This window comes from Phenylobacterium sp. (genome assembly GCF_019636135.1).
In the GTDB taxonomy this organism is placed as follows: domain Bacteria; phylum Pseudomonadota; class Alphaproteobacteria; order Caulobacterales; family Caulobacteraceae; genus Phenylobacterium.
In genome coordinates this window covers 117,987-136,485 of sequence record NZ_JAHBYD010000009.1, presented here as the reverse complement: position 1 = coordinate 136,485, position 18,499 = coordinate 117,987, and the positions used below count along the sequence as shown (strand labels likewise).

13 protein-coding genes are annotated in these 18,499 nt (G+C 71.1%); 6 read left to right on the top strand and 7 right to left on the bottom strand.

Annotated elements, in window-relative coordinates:
• Positions 1 to 31 precede the first annotated feature (31 nt).
• Positions 32 to 2,059 (top strand): TonB-dependent receptor, encoded by a 2,028-nt coding sequence (locus KF737_RS08610; protein ID WP_296453058.1) that lies wholly within the window; start codon positions 32 to 34, stop codon positions 2,057 to 2,059.
• Between the two features lie 201 nt (positions 2,060 to 2,260).
• Here KF737_RS08610 and KF737_RS08605 read toward each other — a convergent pair whose 3' ends face one another.
• The gene (locus tag KF737_RS08605; RefSeq protein WP_296453055.1) at positions 2,261 to 3,664 is read right to left on the bottom strand and encodes an aldehyde dehydrogenase family protein; all 1,404 of its coding nucleotides are present in this window, start codon (positions 3,662 to 3,664) and stop codon (positions 2,261 to 2,263) included.
• 56 nt (positions 3,665 to 3,720) lie between these two features.
• On the bottom strand, positions 3,721 to 5,217 hold the full coding sequence (locus tag KF737_RS08600) for an NAD(P)/FAD-dependent oxidoreductase (RefSeq protein ID WP_296453052.1): 1,497 nt from the start codon (positions 5,215 to 5,217) through the stop codon (positions 3,721 to 3,723).
• A 120-nt stretch (positions 5,218 to 5,337) separates the two neighbouring features.
• Here KF737_RS08600 and KF737_RS08595 point away from each other — a divergent pair, with 120 nt between their 5' ends.
• Complete coding sequence (locus tag KF737_RS08595) at positions 5,338 to 5,694, top strand: hypothetical protein (RefSeq protein WP_296453050.1); 357 nt, start codon at positions 5,338 to 5,340, stop codon at positions 5,692 to 5,694.
• A 3-nt stretch (positions 5,695 to 5,697) separates the two neighbouring features.
• Positions 5,698 to 6,213: a putative toxin-antitoxin system toxin component, PIN family gene (locus tag KF737_RS08590; protein ID WP_296453046.1), complete on the top strand. Its 516-nt coding sequence runs from the start codon at positions 5,698 to 5,700 to the stop codon at positions 6,211 to 6,213.
• Positions 6,214 to 6,425: 212 nt separating this feature from the next.
• Here KF737_RS08590 and KF737_RS08585 read toward each other — a convergent pair whose 3' ends face one another.
• From KF737_RS08585 to KF737_RS08575, 3 genes are read right to left on the bottom strand one after another with little or no spacing between them, the layout of a single operon-like run.
• Positions 6,426 to 7,154 (bottom strand): DsbA family protein, encoded by a 729-nt coding sequence (locus KF737_RS08585; protein WP_296453044.1) that lies wholly within the window; start codon positions 7,152 to 7,154, stop codon positions 6,426 to 6,428.
• A 33-nt stretch (positions 7,155 to 7,187) separates the two neighbouring features.
• Positions 7,188 to 8,579: a M48 family metalloprotease gene (locus tag KF737_RS08580; RefSeq protein WP_296453039.1), complete on the bottom strand. Its 1,392-nt coding sequence runs from the start codon at positions 8,577 to 8,579 to the stop codon at positions 7,188 to 7,190.
• A gap of 54 nt (positions 8,580 to 8,633) precedes the next feature.
• Entirely contained in the window at positions 8,634 to 11,333 is a 2,700-nt protein-coding gene (locus KF737_RS08575; protein ID WP_296453037.1) for a ribonuclease E/G, read from the bottom strand.
• A 445-nt stretch (positions 11,334 to 11,778) separates the two neighbouring features.
• On the opposite strand from KF737_RS08575, the gene KF737_RS08570 reads away from it, so the two are divergent.
• The 3 genes from KF737_RS08570 to prfB all read left to right on the top strand — a co-directional run bounded on the left by KF737_RS08570 (position 11,779) and on the right by prfB (position 16,763).
• Positions 11,779 to 13,008 carry an N-acetylmuramoyl-L-alanine amidase gene (locus KF737_RS08570; protein ID WP_296453035.1) on the top strand — a complete coding sequence of 410 codons (1,230 nt, stop codon included), beginning with the start codon at positions 11,779 to 11,781 and terminating at the stop codon, positions 13,006 to 13,008.
• A gap of 84 nt (positions 13,009 to 13,092) precedes the next feature.
• Entirely contained in the window at positions 13,093 to 15,540 is a 2,448-nt protein-coding gene (locus KF737_RS08565; protein ID WP_367273219.1) for a penicillin-binding protein 1A, read from the top strand.
• A gap of 109 nt (positions 15,541 to 15,649) precedes the next feature.
• A protein-coding gene (gene prfB / locus KF737_RS08560) for a peptide chain release factor 2 (RefSeq protein WP_296453031.1) occupies positions 15,650 to 16,763 on the top strand; the annotation gives its coding sequence in 2 pieces (ribosomal slippage) (positions 15,650 to 15,718 and positions 15,720 to 16,763; 1,113 coding nt in all).
• A gap of 154 nt (positions 16,764 to 16,917) precedes the next feature.
• Here the strand turns inward: prfB and KF737_RS08555 are convergent.
• Both KF737_RS08555 and KF737_RS08550 read right to left on the bottom strand, forming a co-directional pair.
• Positions 16,918 to 17,334 (bottom strand): polymer-forming cytoskeletal protein, encoded by a 417-nt coding sequence (locus KF737_RS08555; protein ID WP_296453029.1) that lies wholly within the window; start codon positions 17,332 to 17,334, stop codon positions 16,918 to 16,920.
• Positions 17,315 to 18,469, bottom strand: a complete 1,155-nt coding sequence (locus KF737_RS08550) for a M23 family metallopeptidase (protein WP_296453026.1) — start codon at positions 18,467 to 18,469, stop codon at positions 17,315 to 17,317. Before KF737_RS08550 ends, KF737_RS08555 begins: the two co-directional genes overlap by 20 nt.
• Positions 18,470 to 18,499 lie beyond the last annotated feature (30 nt).

Sequence of the window (18,499 nt, the reverse complement as noted above, 5' to 3'; positions counted from 1 at the left end):
CCCCGTCGTTCGGGAAAGGGCCGCCGGTTCCATGCGTCACGTCTGTCTCGCCGCGCTCGCCGTCTTCGGCGCGGGCCTCGCCTGCGCGCCTGCGCTCGCCGCCGAGGAGGAAGCCGTCGCCACGGCGGACGACGCCACCGGCGTGCAGGAGGTGGTCGTGTTCGGCCGCGGCGAGGCCAAGATCGGCGTCGCCCACGCCGCCAGCGAGGGCACGATCGCCGGCGCCGACATGCTGGTGCGCCCGCTGCTGAAGCCGGCCGAGCTGGTCGAGGCCGTGCCCGGCCTGATCGCCGCCCAGCACTCGGGCTCAGGCAAGGCCAACCAGTACTTCCTGCGCGGCTTCAACCTCGACCACGGCACGGACTTCACGACCTACATCGACGACGTGCAGATGAACTTCCGCACGCACGGCCACGGCCAGGGCTACCTCGACCTCAACGGCCTGATCCCCGAGGTCGTCAACCGCGAGGACTACCGCAAGGGGCCATACCGCGCCGACGGCGGCGACTTCGCCCTGGCCGGGGCGATCTACATGAGCACCATCGACGGCTACGACCGGCCGTGGGCCGCCGGCGAGGCGGGCTCGTTCGGCTACGGACGCCTGGCGGCCGGCGGCAGCGTGGGCGACGAGGCGGGCGGCCGGTTCACCCTGGTCGCCGAGGGCAAGGTCTACGACGGCCGCTGGCAGGAGGGCGAGCATCTGCGCCACTACGCGGCCTTCGCCAAGTACGCCCGCGACATCCCGCTGGGCCACCTGGAGCTGACGGCGCACGGCTACCACGGGACCTGGCGGCCGACCGAGCAGATCCCCGAGCGGATCGTGGGTTCGGCGGTCTGTAAGAGCGTCTTCTGCTCGCCCGACCCGACCGCGACCGGCGAGACCGACCGCCTGGTGGTGGGCGCCAGGCTGACGGGCGAGGGCTGGAAGGCCAACGTCTACGGCCAGGCCTACGACTGGGACATGTACTCGAACCCGACCTACGCCAACGCCGACGGCACGAGCGCCCAGATCCACCAGTTCGACCGCCGCGTGATCCTCGGCCTGCGCGCCGAGCGGACCTGGACGGTGAGCCCGCAGCTCCAGCTCCGGGCCGGGACCGAGATCCGCTACGACGACATCGGCAAGGTCGGCGTCCAGCAGACCTCGGCGCGCGCCTTCGTCAGCTCGTTCGGCCTCTACAAGGTCAAGGAGGCGTCCGCCGCCCTCTACGGCGAGGCGACCTGGGAGCCGCTCGACGGCCTGCGGGTCATCGGCGGCCTGCGCGGCGACTGGTACCACGCCGACGTCGCGGCCCGCGATGCGGCCGCCGCCGCCATCGGGACGGGCAAGGCCGGCGACGGCGTCGTCTCGCCGAAGATCGACGTGGCCTACAAGCTCGCCGACAACGTCGAGCTCTACGCCGACTGGGGCCGCGGCTTCCACTCCAACGACGTGCGCGGGCGCTTCACGGCGACACCCGTGCCGATCCTGGTGAAGGGGACCGGCCAGGAGGTCGGCGCCCGCTTCCAGCTCGGCCGGCTGACGCTCACCACCAACTACTGGAAGCTGAAGGTGGGCAGCGAGCTCAGGTTCGTGGGCGACTCCAACGCCGTGGAGCCCACCGGCGCGAGCCGCCGGCGGGGCTACGACGTCGTGGCCTTCTGGCGGCCGGTGGAATGGCTCGCCGTCGACGGGAGCTGGTCGGCCAGCCACGCCCGCTACGACAACGGCGACCACATCCCGAACGCCTTCGAGAACTCGGGCTCGGTCGGCGTCAGCTACGTCTCGGACGCGTGGAAGGCCAGTGTGCGCGTGCGCCACCTGGGGCCGTCGCCGCTGATCGAGGACAATTCGGTGCGCGACAAGGGCTCCACCGTCGTCAACCTGCGCGGCGCCCGCGTGTTCGCCGATTTCGAGGTCTACGGCGAGCTGCTGAACGTCCTCGACAGCCGCGACAAGGACATCGCCTACTACTACGAGAGCTTCATCCCGGCCTTCGACGCCGCCCCGGTCGAAGGCCGCTTGAGCCGCGTGGTCGAGCCGCGCACGGTGCGTGTGGGCGCGACCTACCGCTTCTGAAACGGGGCTGTAACGGCGCCGGAACCGTTCCGTACTCCCGCGCCGCCGCGTTGCGTCCGATGCTGCCCGCGCGTCGCAGCCGGTCCCCCAAGGCCACCGCGGCGTCGGGTCCCCGCGTCGCCCGCGCAGGGATCCACGATTGGCGGGCGGCGGTCCCCTTGCAGGGTCGCCGCCCGCGATTTTTCCCGTGTCGCCCGGCGCTTAGCGCGCCATGTTCAGCACCTGGACCTGGGTGAACTCCTTCAGGCCCTCCTCGCCTAGTTCGGAGCCGACGCCCGAGAACTTGGCGCCGCCGAAGGGCAGGTGGGGCTGCAGGTCGGCGTGCTTGTTCACCCACACCGAGCCCGACTCCATCTGCTCGGCCAGGCCCCAGGCCCTCTCGCTGTCCTTGGCCCAGATCGAGCCGCCCAGGCCGTAGATCGAGGCGTTGGCGCGCCGCACGGCCTCGGCCGGGTCGGAGTACTTGATCACCGGCATCACCGGGCCGAACTGCTCCTCGTCGACCAGCTTGGCCCCGTCGGCGATGTCGCGCACCACGGTGGGCTGGATGAAGTAGCCCTTGTCGCCCTTGCGCCCGCCGCCGGCGATGACCTTGCCGTCCTTCCTGGCGCTCTCGATGAAGCCCATCACCTTCTCGAACTGCTGCTTGTTCTGCAGCGGGCCCATCTGGGTGCCCTGTTCCAGGCCGTCGCCGACCACCATCTCGCCCGCGAGCCGCGCGAACTCGTCGCACATGGCGTCGTACATGCTCTCATGCACGTAGATGCGCTTGGCCGCGATGCAGACCTGGCCGGCGTTCTGCATGGCCGCGCCGAATACCTTGGGCGCGGTCTCCTTGACGTTGACGTCGTCCAGCACGATCAGCGCGTCGTTGCCGCCCAGCTCCAGCGAGACGCGCTTCAGCGCATCGGCGGCCGAGGCCATCACCTTCTTCCCGGTCTCGGTGGAGCCGGTGAAGCTGATCTTGCGGATGCCCGGGTGCCTGGTCATCTCGCCGCCCAGGTCGTTGGCGTCGGCGATGACGTTCACCACGCCCGGCGGGACGATGTCCTTGATGATCTCGCCCAGCTTCAGCGCGGTCAGCGGCGTGGTCGCCGCGGGCTTCACGATCACCGTGTTGCCGGCGAGCAGGGCCGCCGGGACCTTGAAGGCCATCAGGATCATCGGGAAGTTCCAGGGGATGATGCAGCCCACCACGCCCAGCGGCTTGCGGCGCACCTCCACCCGGCCCGCGTCGTCGTCCTGCACGACGCGCGCGTCGAGGTTCAGGCTCGCGAAGTAGCGGAAGAAGGCCGAGGCGCCGAACACCTCGCCGGTGGCGTCGGCCAGCGGCTTGCCCTGTTCCTGGGTGAGCAGGCGGGCGAGGTCGGCCAGGTTGGCCTGGATCGCGTCGGCGATCTTCACCAGCACCGCGCGGCGCTCGTCGATCGAGGTGGCGCTCCAGGCGGGGAAGGCGGCCTGGGCCGCGGCCACGGCCTGGTCGAGCTGGCCCTTCGAGGCGCGGGCGCAGGAGGCCACGGGGTCTTCGGTCGCCGGATTGACGACGTCCATCTGCGCGTCGCCGTCCACCAGCTTGCCGCCGATCAGGAGCTTGTAGTCGGACATGGGGATCCTCCCGGGATTATGTCGGGAGGAACACGACGCCCTTTACGCGAGGGGCGTCAAGCCGCGGCGCGCACCCGCTGCTCGTCGGCGGCGACGTCGAGGCCCAGCGCCTCGAACAGCGGCCGGCGATCGGGGCCCGGCTTGGGCGCGTAGAGGTCGGCGTTCCTGGCCTTCCCGCGGGCCCAGACGCGCAGGATCTTGATCAGGTTCGCCGGCCGCTTCAGCCACGCCTGCGGATGCTCCAGCATGTGGAAGCCCTTCAGGAACGCGCGCATCAGGTCGAGGTCGGTGCGCATGGCGATGGCGACGCCGTCCTCCATGAAGCTCTTCACCAGCCTGCCGCGCAGCGACGGCCTGGCCTGCGGCAGGAGGGCGGCGCGGGCGCGCCTGATCGCCGAACGGTCGGCCTGGCGCATGACGTCGTAGTAGGGCCGCAGCTCCCGCTCCACCCCGGCGCGGTAGTGCAGCAGGCGCGCTGCGGGATCGGCGCTGTGGCTGAGGGCGTCCAGCAGCAGGTGCGCCGAGACCGCCGCGAACGAGCAGCCGCGGCCGTAGAGCGGGTTCGTCCGCACCAGGCTGTCGCCCACGGCGAAGAAGCCCAGCGCCGCGGGCTTCCCTTGGGGCGCCAGCTCGCGCCAGCGGCTTTCGAGCTGGCCCATGCCGAAGACGCGGCTGGTGGGCCGGGCGCGCTCGGGGTCGATCCAGGGCACGAGGCCGGGCAGTTGCCGGCACGCCGCGTCGAACACCTCGGGGTCGACCAGGGCCTTGCGCAGCTCCTCCTCGACCTCGGGGGCGCACAGCGTGATCGAGAAGCAGCCGTTGTCGCCCGGGAAGACGCCGAACTTCAGGAAGCCCAGGTCGCCCGTGGCCGAGTTGCGCGTGCGCGGCGGCTCTGACTGGCCTTCCAGCAGGCGGTAGTGGCGGGTGAAGTAGATGATCCCGCAGGCCTCCGAACTCTCCGGGACCGGCGCGCCGGCGGCGGCGAGCTGCTCGTAGGCCTGGCTGGTGCGGCCCGTGGCGTCGACCACGATGTCGGCGGCGAGCTCGGTCCCGTCCTCCAGCGTCACGCCCGTCACGCGCGGCGGCGCGCCCGGCTGGATGATCAGGTCCTTCACGAAGGTCTGCGGCCGCATGGCGACGTTCGCCAGCCCCTCGGCGTAGAGGCGCATCACCAGCTCCAGCGTGGTGCGCCGGCTGGTCAGGATCGCGAGGTCGCGGTCGATGGGGGCGGGGACGTAGCCCTTCTTCAGGCTCTCGGGCAGGCCGCCCTCGAAGCCCAGCTCGCGCACGCCCTCGGCCATCAGGGCCTCCAGCAGCGCCGGGTGGCGGTCGCGGACCAGGGTGCGCAGGCGCGCCAGGAAGGCGTGGCTGTGGCGCAGGTGGCCCACGCCGCGGCGCTGCCAGTCCTCGAAGGCCGCGTCGGCCCCGCCGGCGGGCGGCGGCGGATCGCGGTCCAGCACCGTGACCTCGCGCTCCGGCCCGGCCAGCGCCATGGCGGTCCACAGCCCCGCCATCCCCGCGCCGATCACCAGCACACGTTCGACCATAGCCATCCCCGTCGTTTTACGCAGTCTAGCAGACGTCGGCGTTGACGTCGGGGAGCCCGCCCGCGCGCGCCGTCGCGTTGCGGAAACCTGCCCGTTGGAGTATCTCTGGATTCCAGAGGAATTCCGATGGCTGGACGCACCATCTCGGCCTATGCCGACGAACAGACCTACAGGCAGGTCTCCGAACTGGCGAAGGCCGAGGATCGGTCCACGGCGCAGATCGCCACGGCCGCGCTTCGCCTCTACATGCGGCTCCCGAGGCGGGCGCACGACGCCCTGCGCCGCCTGGAGGCGGCAGGACCTGACGCCGTGGAGGCCGCGGCCTGGGCGGCGGGCCGGGCGCTGCTCGATCAGCAGTACGAACAGGCGATCGCCCGTGGCTTGCGCGAGGGGGGCTTGCACGATGGCGGCCATGCCCCACGCGACCTCGACGAGGAGGCGTCGCTCCGGGAAGCGGCCGACCTGATTCGCAAGACCCCCTGAACGGTGCGGGTCTGCCTCGACCTGAACGTCTGGGTGGCCGACATCCTGGCGCGCCGGGACGGCCGCAGCGGCTCGGCGTCCCAGCTCATCACCGGCGCCGTGCGCGGCGTGGAGCCGGGCGTCGCGCTGCAACTCGTCGTGTCCTGGGGCATGCTCGACCGGCTGGAAGCCGTGCTCACGGCGCAACTGCGCTTTCCGCCGTCGACCGCCCGCGACCTGGTCGACGCCATCGCCAGCTACGCGGAGCAGGGTCCGTCGCTGACGCTCGGCGGCGTGGGCGTGATCCCCATCCACGATCGCGAGGATCGCCACGTGCTCGAAACCGCCTGGGCAGGGCGCGCAGACGCGCTCGTCACCCAGGACTTCGGCGGCTTCCTGTCGGCCGACGCCGAGGTGCTGGAGGACGGTCGGCTGGCGAGGCTCTCGCGCGGCGGACACGTCCTGCACCTCGCCCATCCCTTCCGCTTCGCGGCCTGGCTCCGCGGTGAGGCGATCGCTCCTCTCCCCTTGGGGGAGTAAGGCCAGCCGGCTGGCGTGGCCCGCGCCGCAGGCGCGCTATTCCCACCACCAAGAACACGAAGGTCACCAAGGCCCTGCAGATGACCGCAGCGCGTCCTTGGTGACCTTCGTGTTCTTGGTGGTCGCATCAACACGGCGCTGCCGCGCCATCGAGGCTGCGAGGTTTGCGCGACCTGTCATCCGGCAGACTACGCGCGCCACCTTCTGCCGCCTCAGGTCGGACGCTTCAGGTCCTTGGCGCGGGCGGCTTCGATGGCGGCGCGGACGCCCTGGATGTCGGCGCCGTGGATCACCTGGTCGCCCACGACGAAGGCCGGGGTGCCGTCGATCTGGAGCTGGGCGGCGAGTTCGCGCGCGTCGTCCATCTGCCGGGTGATCTCGGGCGACTCGGCGGCGCGCCGCGCGGCGGCCGGGTCGAGCCCGACCGAGACGAGGCTGCGGTCGATGGCGGCGGCGTCCAGCGGCTTCTGGGCCAACAGCGAGGCGTAGAGCGGCAGGGCCTTGCCCTTGGCGTCGGCGGTCAGCGCGATCCTGCCGGCCTGGATCGAGTAAGGGGTCTGGAAGGCGAACTGCTTCAGCACCAGCCGGACGTCCGGGTTCTCCTGCGCCAGCTTCACCACCTCGGGCGCGACCAGCTTGCAGTAGCCGCAGTTGAAGTCGAAGAACTCGGTGACCGTGATCGTGCCGGCGGGGTTCACCACCACGTCGCGCGGATCGTTCTCGATCTGGCGGCGGAGCTTGGCGATGGCGTCCTTCGACGCGGTCAGCGCCGCCTGCTGCTTCTTCTCCTGCAGCTTGCCGATCGCTTCCTCCAGCACCTCGGGGTGCGTCAGGAGATAGGCGCGGACCTTGGCGCCGAAGGCGGCGTCATCGGCCTTCTGGCAGGAACTCAAGGCGAGGGCGGCCGCGGCGATCGCGGCGAGGGGGGCGAGGCGTTTCATCGGGGGTCCAGATAGGTCGGCGCAGCCGGAGGCTCAACGCGTATTGCCGGCGATGGAGCCTTCACGGCCCAGTTGGCGGAGATCCTCGCGGGTGGGCTCGGCCGCCAGCACGATGTCGGTGGCGCGCCGCCAGTCGGGCGTGCCGCGGGTCAGCATCTCGCGGGCGCGCATGGCGAAGACGCGGGCCTGCTGCTTGTCGCCGATGTTGTAGTTGTATTCGGCGGTCGCCAGGCGGGCGAGGCCGTCCTCGCCCAGCTTGTCGTAGGCCTCGGCCAGCAGGCGCCAGGCGACGGCGTTGTCGTCCTCGCGGGTGAGGGCGCGCTTCAGCTCGGCCACGCCCTCGTTGACCTTCTTCTTGTCGTCGAGCGCGATCAGGGTCTGGCCGAGGTTGATGCGCAGGAGCGGCGCGTCGGGTTTCAGGGCCACGGATTTGCGCTGGGGCTCCTCGGCCTCGGCCGTGCGGCCGAACTCGAACAGGATCTGGCCCTTCAACTCCCAGAGGTACGGATTGTCCGGCTGTTCGACGAGCAGCGCGTCGACCAGCTTCAGCGCCCGGTCAGGCTCCTTGAGCTGGTAGTAGGCGATCGCGCGGGCGTAGCGGCTGGGGTAGTCGGTGGCCTTCTCGTCGTACTTGGTGATCGAGATCTGCGGGTTGATGAACCCGTCCAGCTTGGCCTTCATGATCGCGTGCTCGGCCATCGCATCCGGGCTGTCGGTCTTGTTGTAGTTCGGCTGGACCTCGACGCGCCGGCGCAGCGCCTCGATGCGGTCGGACGAGATGGGGTGGCTGCGGAAGTAGCCGTAGCGCCGCGCCTCGTCGAAGACCTCCTGGTAGCGGAAGTTGTCGAAGAAGTCGGCGAGGCCGCGGCCCGACAGGCCGGCTTTGTCGAGCAGGGTGGCCCCCGCCTGGTCGGCGCGGCTCTCCTGCTCGCGGCTGTAGCCCAGGAAGCCCAGCGTGCCGAAATAGCTGGCGCTGGAGGCCAGGCCCGCGGCGGCGTCCGGCGCGCCGGCGATGGCGGCCAGCACGCCCAGGCCCATCGTCAGCAGGAACGGCTTCATGCCGGCGCGGCTCATGTCGCCCGAGCGGGCCGAGTGACCCGCGGCCAGGTGTCCGACCTCGTGGGCGATGACGCCCTGGAGTTCGTTCGGGACCTTGGATTCCAGGATCAGGCCGGTGTTGAAGCCCATCACCCGCGGGGCCGCGAAGGCGTTCAGGTCCTTCGACCCCACCAGCACGATCTCGACATTCTTCGGGTCGATGCCGGCGGCGCGCAGGATGGGGTCGGAGTCGCGGGCGAGGATCTCCTCGATCTCGGTGTCGCGGATCAGGCTCTGGGCGGCGGCCTGGCCGGCGGCGAGGGTCGCGCTCGCCGCCACGGCGACGGCGAGCGCGAGACCTGAAACCGACCGGAATGGGGAGACCATGTGCAACTCTCTTGAAGTCCCGAGGTCCCCCATGACCTGCCGAAGCCTAACCCCTTAGCCCCGACGCCACCATCCCTTGCGCGGAGCTGCCGCAGGGCCGCTGATCTCGTTGGGATCGGGGGCCTTGGGCGCGGGCGGCGGCGCCGGTTCCGGCTCGGGCGCGGCGGCCGCCACGGGCTCGGGTTCGGGCGCGGCTTCCGCCACCGCTTCGGCCGCCGGCTCTGCGGCGGCCTTCCTGCTGCGCGAGCGCTTCGGCTTGGCCGGGGGCGCTTCGGGCTCGGCGGCGACGGGCTCGGGCGCAGGCTCGGGCTCCGGCGCAGGCTCGGGGGCCAGGGCGACCGGGTCCGGCGCGCTCACGGCCTCGGCGGCGGCCGCCACCTCCTCGCCGCCACGGCCACGGCCGCGACCGCGGCCACGACGGGCGCGCTTCGGCTTCTCCTCGGCCTCGGGCAGCTCGACCCAGATGTCCTCGTCGCCGTCGCGCGCCACGGCCGGCGACGGAGCGGGGGCGGCGGCTTCGGCCTGGGGCTGCGGCGCCTCGGCGGCCGGCGGCGCGCCCTGGGTGAACGGCTTCAGGTCCTCCGCCGGGTCGTACCAGACGAACGGGTCGTCGCCGTAGGGGACCCAGGGGCGGACCCACGAGAAGGCGTCGGTCGGCCGGAAGTCGTCGCGCATCCGGCGTCCGCCACGGCGGCCCCGGCGACGGCGGCGGCTGTCGCGGTCCTCGTCGCTCTCGGCGCGGGCCGGACGCGGTTCGCGATCGGCGCGCGGCTCGGCCCGATCGGTGCGTTCGCCGCGGTCGTCGTCGCGGCCCCGGCCCCGGCGGCGGCGCCGGCCGCGGCCCCGGCGGCCGCCGTCCTCGTCGTCGTCGCGGGAACGGTCTTCGTCGCGGTTGCGCGCGTGGGCGCTGTCGTCGTCGGTGTCCTCGCGCTCGAGGTCCTCCTCGTCCTCTTCGTCTTCGTCTTCCTCGAAGGCCTCGTCGTCGAAGTCGTCCTCCTCGGCTTCGGCCGGCTGGGCGGCCTGGACCGGAGCGGCGAGGGCGGCGTGGTCGGGACGCGTCTCCATCGAGGTGCGCTCGATGACGTGGTCGGCGTGCGCCATGTCGTCCTCGACGACCACGGTCACGAACAGGCCGAACGCCTGGAAGAGCCGCGCCAGATGCGCGCGCTTCTCGTTGAGGATGTAGAGGCCGACGGCGCGGGGCACGCGCAGGCTGGCTTCGCCGCCGCCCTTCAGGGCCTCGATCTCCAGCGCCCGCAGCGCGGCCAGCGCGCTCGACTCGACCGAGCGCACGCGCCCGGTGCCGCCGCAGTGCTCGCAGACGTGGGTGGTGCCTTCCAGCACGCCGGTGCGGCGGCGCTGGCGGCTGATCTCCATCAGGCCGAACGGGCTGATCTTGCCCATCTGGACGCGTGCGCGGTCGTCCTTCAGGCAGTCCTTCAGCTTCTTCTCGACCGCCCGGTTGTTCTTCGACTCGTCCATGTCGATGAAGTCGATGACGATCAGGCCGGCGAGGTCGCGCAGGCGGAGCTGGCGGCAGGCCTCCTCGGCCGCCTCCAGGTTGGTCTTCAGCGCCGTGGCCTCGATGTTCCGCTCGCGGGTGGAACGGCCCGAGTTCACGTCGATGGCGACCAGGGCCTCGGTCTGGTTGATCACCAGGTAGCCGCCCGAGCGCAGCGGCACGACCGGCGAATAGATCTGGCTGAGGTGGTCCTCGACCCGGTGCTTCACGAACAGCGGCGCCGGCTCGCGGTAGGCCATGACCTTCTTGGCCTGGCTCGGCATCAGCATGCGCATGAAGTCGCGCGCTTCCTTGTAGCTGGCCTCGCCCTCGACCCAGACCTCGTCGATGTCCTTGTCGTAGAGGTCGCGGATCGTGCGCTTCACGAGGTCTTCCTCCTCGTAGATCAGCGCCGGCGCGATCGAATGCAGCGTCTTCTCGCGGATGTTCTCCCAGAGGCGCAGAAGGTAGTCGTAGTCGCGCTTCACCTCGGCCTTGGTGCGCTTGGCGCCGGCGGTGCGCACGATCAGGCCCATGCCCTGCGGCACGTCCAGGCTGGCGACGACGGTCTTCAGGCGCTTGCGGTCGGTGGCGGTGGTGATCTTGCGGCTGATGCCGCCGCCGCGCGCCGTGTTGGGCATCAGCACGCCGTAGCGGCCGGCCAGCGACAGGTAGGTGGTCAGGGCCGCGCCCTTGTTGCCGCGCTCCTCCTTGACGACCTGCACCAGCATGATCTGCCGGCGGCGGATCACCTCCTGGATCTTGTAGCGGCGCATCAGCCGGCGGCGGCGGCGCGCCAGCTCCTCCTCCATGACGTCGTCTTCGTCCTCGCCGGTGGCGAGGTAGTCCGGATCGTCGTCGGGACGGTCGTCGCCGAGGGCTTCCGCCGCCTCGCCGGCCTCGGCCTCGTCGCCATGGCCGACGCGGCGCCGGCGGCCGCGCGCCGGACGCTCGTCGTCCTCATGGTCCTCGGCCTCTTCGCGCAGCAGCGCTTCGCGGTCGGCGACCGGGATCTGGTAGTAGTCCGGGTGGATCTCGTTGAAGGCCAGGAAGCCGTGGCGGTTGCCGCCGTACTCCACGAAAGCCGCCTGCAGCGACGGCTCGACGCGCGTCACCTTGGCCAGATAGATGTTCCCTCGAAGCTGCTTGCGGTTCTGGCTCTCGAAATCGAACTCTTCAACGCGGTTCCCGTCGACGACCACCACACGCGTCTCTTCCGCGTGGGCTGCGTCGATCAACATAGTCTTGGGCATAAGTCTCTCCGCGGCGCGCCACGAGGCTCTGGGCTGGGCGCTGCCGGCAAGTGGGACGAGCGCGCGCGGGGCCTGCGACGACGCCGGGGGCGCCGTGTGCAGAGGCCTTGGGGCCGGAAGAGGCTCGAGCTGCGCAGCTCATCGGGTGTGTTCCTAGGCGCGTCCCGAGGGGCGCGGATCGGATCTGAGCGTCGTCGCCGAGTACACGGTCGAGGCCGACGCTGGGTGGTTTTGTCGCGTGGCGTGCGGGCCCATACGGGCGCATCGACGTCGCGCGGCCGGACATTGCAACATGGGGCCTGAAAAGGAAAGCCGCCGCGTCATGCGATCGTCGCAGGCGGCAAGACCTCGTTAACCCTTTGTCCACGACGCCTGCAGCTATATGGGCATTCGGTTCGCTTCGTGCGAATCTCCGTGTTTTCGGGGCTTTAGGATGCTTCGGCGAGTGGCGGATGCTGTGGGGCGGAACCGGGGGCGGCTTGCGGCGCTCTCGGCGGCGCTCTGCGTGGGCCTCGCCGCCGTCGCCGTGGGCCATGCCGCCACCGAGCAGGCCGACCTCCTGAAGGTCCGCATGGGCGGCGACTCGGCCGAGACCCGGCTCGTCGTCGAACTGAGCGGCTCGACCAGCGCCAAGGTGCTTTCGGACGGCTCGGCCGACCGCCGCGTGGTCGTCCTGCTGTCGGGCGTGACCGCGGCCCAGGTCCAGCAGGGCGCGGGGCGGGGCGTCGTGAAGGCGTGGACGGTCGACCAGGTCCAGGGCGCCGCGCGCCTGCAGATGGACCTCGCCGCCGACGGCCGGCTGAAGCGCCGTTTCCTGCTGCCGCCGGCCGACGGCGTCGCCAACTACCGCTACGTGATCGACGTGGCCGCCGCCGCGCCGGGCGCGCAGGCCGTCGCGACGTCGGGCGCCTTCCAGGGCCCCGCGCCGCAGATCCGCACCCAGTTCCTGCCGGCGAAGACGGCGGCCGCCGCCGCCCCGGCCAAGGCCGCCCTGCCGCTCAAGAAGGTGGTCGTCATCGACGCCGGCCACGGCGGCAAGGACGCCGGCGCGCAAGGGGCGGGCGGCTATGAGAAGGACATCAACCTCGCCGCGGCGCTGACGCTCGCCGACCAGCTCGGCAAGACCGGCCGCTACAAGGTGGTGCTGACCCGCTCGACCGACGTCTATATCCCGCTGGAGGACCGCGTCCGCGTGGCCCAGCGCGCCGGCGCCGATCTCTTCATCTCGCTCCACTCCGACTCGGGGCCCGAGCCCGACCTGAAGGGCGCGTCCGTCTACACGCTGTCGGAGCAGGCCTCGCAGCGGGCGACACGCTTCGTCAGCAGCAACGACTGGTTCATGAAGGCCAGCCTGACCGGCGACCAGGGCGTGCGCGACATCCTCTTCGACCTGACCCAGCGCGCCACGCGCAACCGCTCGGCCGTCTTCGCCCAGACGCTGGTCTCCAGCATCGAGGGCCGCGCGCCGATGCTGCGCCGCAGCCATCGCGACGCCGGCTTCATGGTCCTGCTGGCGCCCGACGTGCCCGCGGTGCTCCTCGAAATGGGCTTCGTCTCCAACGTCGAGGACGAGGCGCGCCTGCGCGATCCCGCCCAGCGCGCCCGGTTGATGACGGCCGTCACCCGCGCCATCGACGCCCACTTCGGCGAGCAGGTCCGGCTCGCCTCCCGCTGATCCCGCCGCATTGGCGCCCGCTCCGACACAGGCTAGGACGACAGGCGATTTGCGCCCTCAAGGGTCCGCCGGAGCCGTCCAGAGTTGACCACCCCCGACATCCCGGATCCGGAGCTGCCGCCCCGACCGCGGGTCCCGCGCTGGGTGGGCGTGCTGGGCGTCGGCGCGCTGACGTTCATCGCGGTCGCCGCGCTGGCCGTCGGCGTCTACTCGGCGTGGCTGTTCCACGACATGCCGGATGCGTCCGACCTCATCGACTACCACCCGCCGACGGCCACGCGCGCCTACGCCTGGGACGGCACGCTGATCGGCGAGTTCTCGCGCGAGCGGCGCATCTTCGTGCCCTACGACGCCATCCCGAAACAGACGGCGCAGGCGTTCCTGGCGGCCGAGGACCACGGCTTCTTCCAGCACGGCGGCGTCGACGTGGGCGGCTTCGCCCGCGCCCAGATGAAGAACGTGGTCAACATCGCCCAGGGCCGCCGGCTCGAAGGCGGGTCGACCATCACTCAGCAGGTGGCCAAGAACATCCTGCTCTCCAACGAGCAGACCATCGGCCGCAAGCTGAAGGAGGCGATCCTCTCCACCCAGCTCGAACAGACGCTCTCCAAGGAGCGGATCCTCGAGCTCTACATGAACGAGATCTGGCTGGGGTACCGCTCGTACGGCGTCGGCGCGGCGGCCTACAACTACTTCGGCAAGTCGCTCAGCGAGCTGACCCTGGCCCAGAGCGCCTATCTGGCGGCGCTGCCCAAGGGCCCGGACAACTACCACCCGATCCGCCGCAAGGCGCAGGCGATCGCGCGCCGCAACTGGGTCATCGACCAGATGGCCGACCTGGGCTGGGTGACCCGCGCCGAGGCCAATGCGGCGATGGCCGAGGATCTCGTGGTCCAGGCCGCGCCGACGCGCTCGCAATACCGCGACGCCGACTACTTCGTGGAGGAGGTGCGCCGCATCGCCCTCGACATGGAGGAACTGGGCGACGAGCGGCTGAACGCCGGCGGCTACTACATGCGAACGACGCTCGATCCCGAGCTGCAGAGCGCCGCCAAGACCGCCCTGATGAACGGGCTGGAGACCTACGACCGCCGCCATGGCTGGCGCGGCGCCTTCGGTCACGTCGACGACCTGAACGGCTGGGAAGCGGTCTCGCGCAAGACCATACGCCCGCGCGAGCACGCCGACTGGCGCCGCGCCGTCGTGCTGAGCGCCTCGGGCGGCGCGGTGCGGGTGCGCAACATCGACGGCGTCGAGGGCAATCTCGTCGGCCAGGACGTCTCCTGGGCGCGGGCCGGGAAGGGGATCGGCAGCGGCGACCTGATCTTCGTGGCGCCGGCCGACGGCGGCGGCTTCCGGCTGAAGCAGGTGCCGGCCGCCAACGGCGCGCTGGTGGCGATGGAGCCCTATTCGGGGCGCGTCCTGGCGATGGTGGGCGGCTATTCGTTCTCGCTGTCGAAGTTCAACCGGGCCACCCAGGCCCTGCGCCAGCCGGGGTCCTCGTTCAAGCCGATCGTCTACGCCGCGGCGCTGGAGGCCGGCTATACGCCCGCCTCGACGGTGCTCGACGCGCCGATCACGCTGCGGGGCTACGGCGGCAAGGACTGGAGCCCCGAGAACTACCACCACGACTACCTCGGCGCGCTCACGCTCCGGAAGGGCATCGAGCTGTCGCGCAACACCATGACGGTGCGCCTGGCGCAGGGCATCGGGATGAACCGCATCTCGGCCCTCGCCGAGCGCCTGGGCGTGACCCGGAAGATGGACAAGGTGCTGGCCATGGCCCTGGGCTCGGGCGAGACCACGGTCTACCGGATGGCCGCCGCCTATTCGTCGTTCGTTAACGGCGGCAAGCTGGTCCAGCCCCACCTGATCGAGGTGGTCGAAGACCGCAACGGCAAGGTCATCTGGAAGGCCGACCGCCGCGACTGCGACCGCTGCGACGCCGGCTTCGGCGGGGCGGAGAGCCCCCGCATCCCGCGCGCCGGGGACCAGGTGATGGACCCCATCACCGCCTACCAGATCACCTCCTTCCTCGAAGGCGTCGTCCAGCGCGGCACCGCCACCCAGGCCTCCTCGATCGGCAAGCCCGTCGGCGGCAAGACCGGCACCACCAACGACTACCGCTCGGCCTGGTTCATGGGCGTCTCGCCCCACCTCGTGGTCGGCGTCTACATCGGCTTCGACGACAACCGCAGCCTGGGGAACAACGAGACCGGCTCGGTGGCCGCGGTGCCGATCTTCACCGAGTTCATGACTGCGGCCCTGAAGAACAAGCCGGCCGAGCCGTTCAAGGCCCCGTCCAACGCCAAGTTCGCCATGATCCGCGGCATCCGCGAGGCCTTCCGGCCCGGCACCGAGCCTTCGGTCTCGACCCAGGACCTGGGCGCCGCGGGCGCGCCTTCGGGCCCGCAGCCCTACGACAAGGTGTTCGGCAATGGCCAGTTGACCGGCGCGCCCAACGCCGCGGCCGCCGTCGCCCCGCCGCCGCCCCCGCCAAAGAAGAAGGACGACCTCTCCGATCTTTTCTGAGGCGTCTTGTCCCGGCCATGACGTTCGGGGGAGGAGCGGCGGCGCGCACCGCTTGTGCAGGGCGCCGCAGCAGGCTAGAGCCCGCGGCTCACGTTTTGGGAGTCTCTCCATGAGAGCGGATGTCGAGGCCGCCAAGGCCGACATCGAGCAGTCGATCGAACTGCTCAGGAGGCGTCTTTGACTGGGAACCGGCCCTTCGAAGACTCGACGAACTGAACGCGCGGGTCGAGGACCCGACGCTGTGGGACAACCCGGCCGAGGCCCAGGCGGTCAGCCGCGACCGCTCGCGCCTGTCCGCGTCGGTCGAGGCCGTGCAGTCGCTGGAACGCGACCTGGCGGACGCCGTCGGCTACGCGGAAATGGCCGACGAGGAGGGCGACGAGGCCAGCCTCGAGGAAGCCCGCGAGCAGTTGAAGGCGATCAGGGAGCGGGTCGGCCGCGCCGAGCTCGAGGCGCTGCTCTCGGGCGAGGCCGACGGCAACGACGCCTTCGTCGAGATCAACTCCGGCGCCGGCGGCACCGAGTCCAACGACTGGGCCGGCATGCTGCTGCGCATGTACACCCGCTGGGCCAAGGCCCACGGGATGGACGTGGACTTCCTGGAAGAGACCTCGGGCGAGCAGGCCGGCATCAAGTCCGTCACCCTGCAGGTGAAGGGGACCAACGCCTACGGCTGGCTGAAGACCGAGGGCGGCGTCCACCGCCTCGTCCGCATCTCGCCCTTCGACGCGGCGGCCAAGCGGCACACCAGCTTCGCCTCGGTCTGGGTCTATCCGGTGGTGGACGACACCATCGAGATCGAGATCAACCCGGCCGACGTGCGCACAGACACCTACCGGGCCTCCGGCGCGGGCGGCCAGCACGTGAACAAGACGGACTCGGCGGTGCGCCTGACGCACATCCCCACCGGCATCGTCGTCGCCTGCCAGAACCAGCGCTCGCAGCACCAGAACCGCGACCAGGCCTGGAAGCAGCTCAAGGCGCGCCTGTACGAGGCCGAACTGGCCAAGCGCGAGGCGGCGCAGCAGGCGCTGGAGGACCAGAAGACCGACATCGGCTGGGGCCACCAGATCCGCAGCTACGTGCTGCAGCCGTACCAGATGGTGAAGGACCTGCGCACCGACGTGGAGACATCCGACACCGACGGCGTCCTGGACGGCGACCTCGACCGCTTCATGGGCGCCGCCCTCGCCCAGAGGGTCGGGGCCACGCGGGAAGGGTAAGCGTCCTTCCCTCCCTTAATGGGGAGGGACAGGCCGCGAAGCGGCCAGGGTGGGGGAGTGTGGTGCGAAATCTGAGAGGTTGGGGTGAGCCCAGGCTTCCCCACCCTGCTCGCCTTCGGCGAGCTTTCCCTCCCCATTAAGGGAGGGAAGGGACCTACTCCGCCGCCACCACCGACAGCGCCGGCGCCTCCTCGGCTGGCGGGATGAGCGCCAGGCTGCGGCCCTCGAAGTGGGCGCCGGCCTCGATGGCGAGTTCGGTGTGGCTGATGTCGCCGTCGACGCGGGCGGTGGACCACAGCTTCACGCGGCGCGCGCAGATGACGCCCGTGACCCGGCCGCGGACTTCCACGGCGTCGGCATGGATCGCGCCGGAGACGCTGCCGGCCTCGCCGATCACCAGCAGGCCCACGCGCAGGTCGCCCTCGACGGCGCCGTCCAGGTGCAGGTCGCCCTGGGTCTCGACATTGCCGGCGATGCGGACGCCGGTGGCGACCAGCGAGGCCGGTTCCAGCTTGCGCGGCGCCGAGGTCGCGACCTCGTTCGCGGCGTCCTTAGTCGGCTTGGAGAACATATTGGCCCGCCTTCAGGAAGCGTCCGGGGTTCTGGGCCCGGCCGTTGACCCACACTTCATAGTGAAGGTGCGTGCCTGTCGAGCGTCCCGTGGAGCCCATGGCGGCGATCCGCTGCCCGACGGCCACGCGCTGGCCGGGACGGACGGCGAAGCCCGAAAGGTGGGCATAGCGGGTCTTCAGGCCGCGGCCATGGTCGATCTCGACCACGTTGCCGTAGCCCGAGCGCTGGCCGGTGAACGAGACCACGCCGGGACCGGTCGCATAGATCGGCTGGGCGTAGCCGCCGTTGAAGTCGAGGCCCGAGTGGTAGGCCGGGCGGCGGGTGAACGGATCGAAGCGCACGCCGAAGCCGCTGGTCTGCGAGCCGCCGTTGGTCGGCCGCGCGACCGGCAGGTCCCGCGCGGCTTCCGCCAGTTGCTTGGACTCGTTGAGGTCGCGGGCGGCGCGCTGGATGCGGACCGCGAAATCGTCGTCCACGTCGAGCACGGCGGCCAGGGCGCGGGGGTCCCCGCTGTCGATCAGCGGGCCGCCCAGCGAGCTGCCGCGGTCCACGAACGACGAGGGCGAGAGCCCGGCCATGCGGAAGGCGAGGCGCAGGCGGTCGGCGCGGCCCTTGGCGAAGCTGTCGGCGGCTTCCAGGAGCTGCTCCTGGCCGATGCGCACCATCTCGACGCGGCGCACGGGGCTCGAATCCTGGGCGGCGAGCGCGCGGTTGATGGCGGGCGTCAGGGCCTCGGCGGACCCGGGCGCGCCCTTGAGGTCGGTGAGCAGCATGGCGAGCGCGGCGTGGCGCTTCTCGATCGCCTGGGCCAGGTCGGCGTTGGAGCCGGAGGCGGCGTTCAGCCGGGCCATGGCGCTGTCGAGCCGGGCCTGGCGATCGGCGACGTAGCGCTCGGACTGGGCCTTGAGCTGCGCGATCTCGCGGTCGGCCGTCGAAACCGACAGCAGGTTCACCAGCATGGCGGCCGTGCAGACGCCCATCCAGAGCGCGCCCGCGGCCATGCCGCCGGCGATCATCAACTGCTTCTTCGTGGTGAGGACGAAGCCCTTCATCGCGCCGCCCGAGCGCACGTAGAGGTGCCGCTCCGGAAATAGCTCGACGAGCGAGCTTTTGAGCTTCGCCAGACGTTCCATGCGTACGTTTAAGTCCCTGCCCCCTGGACC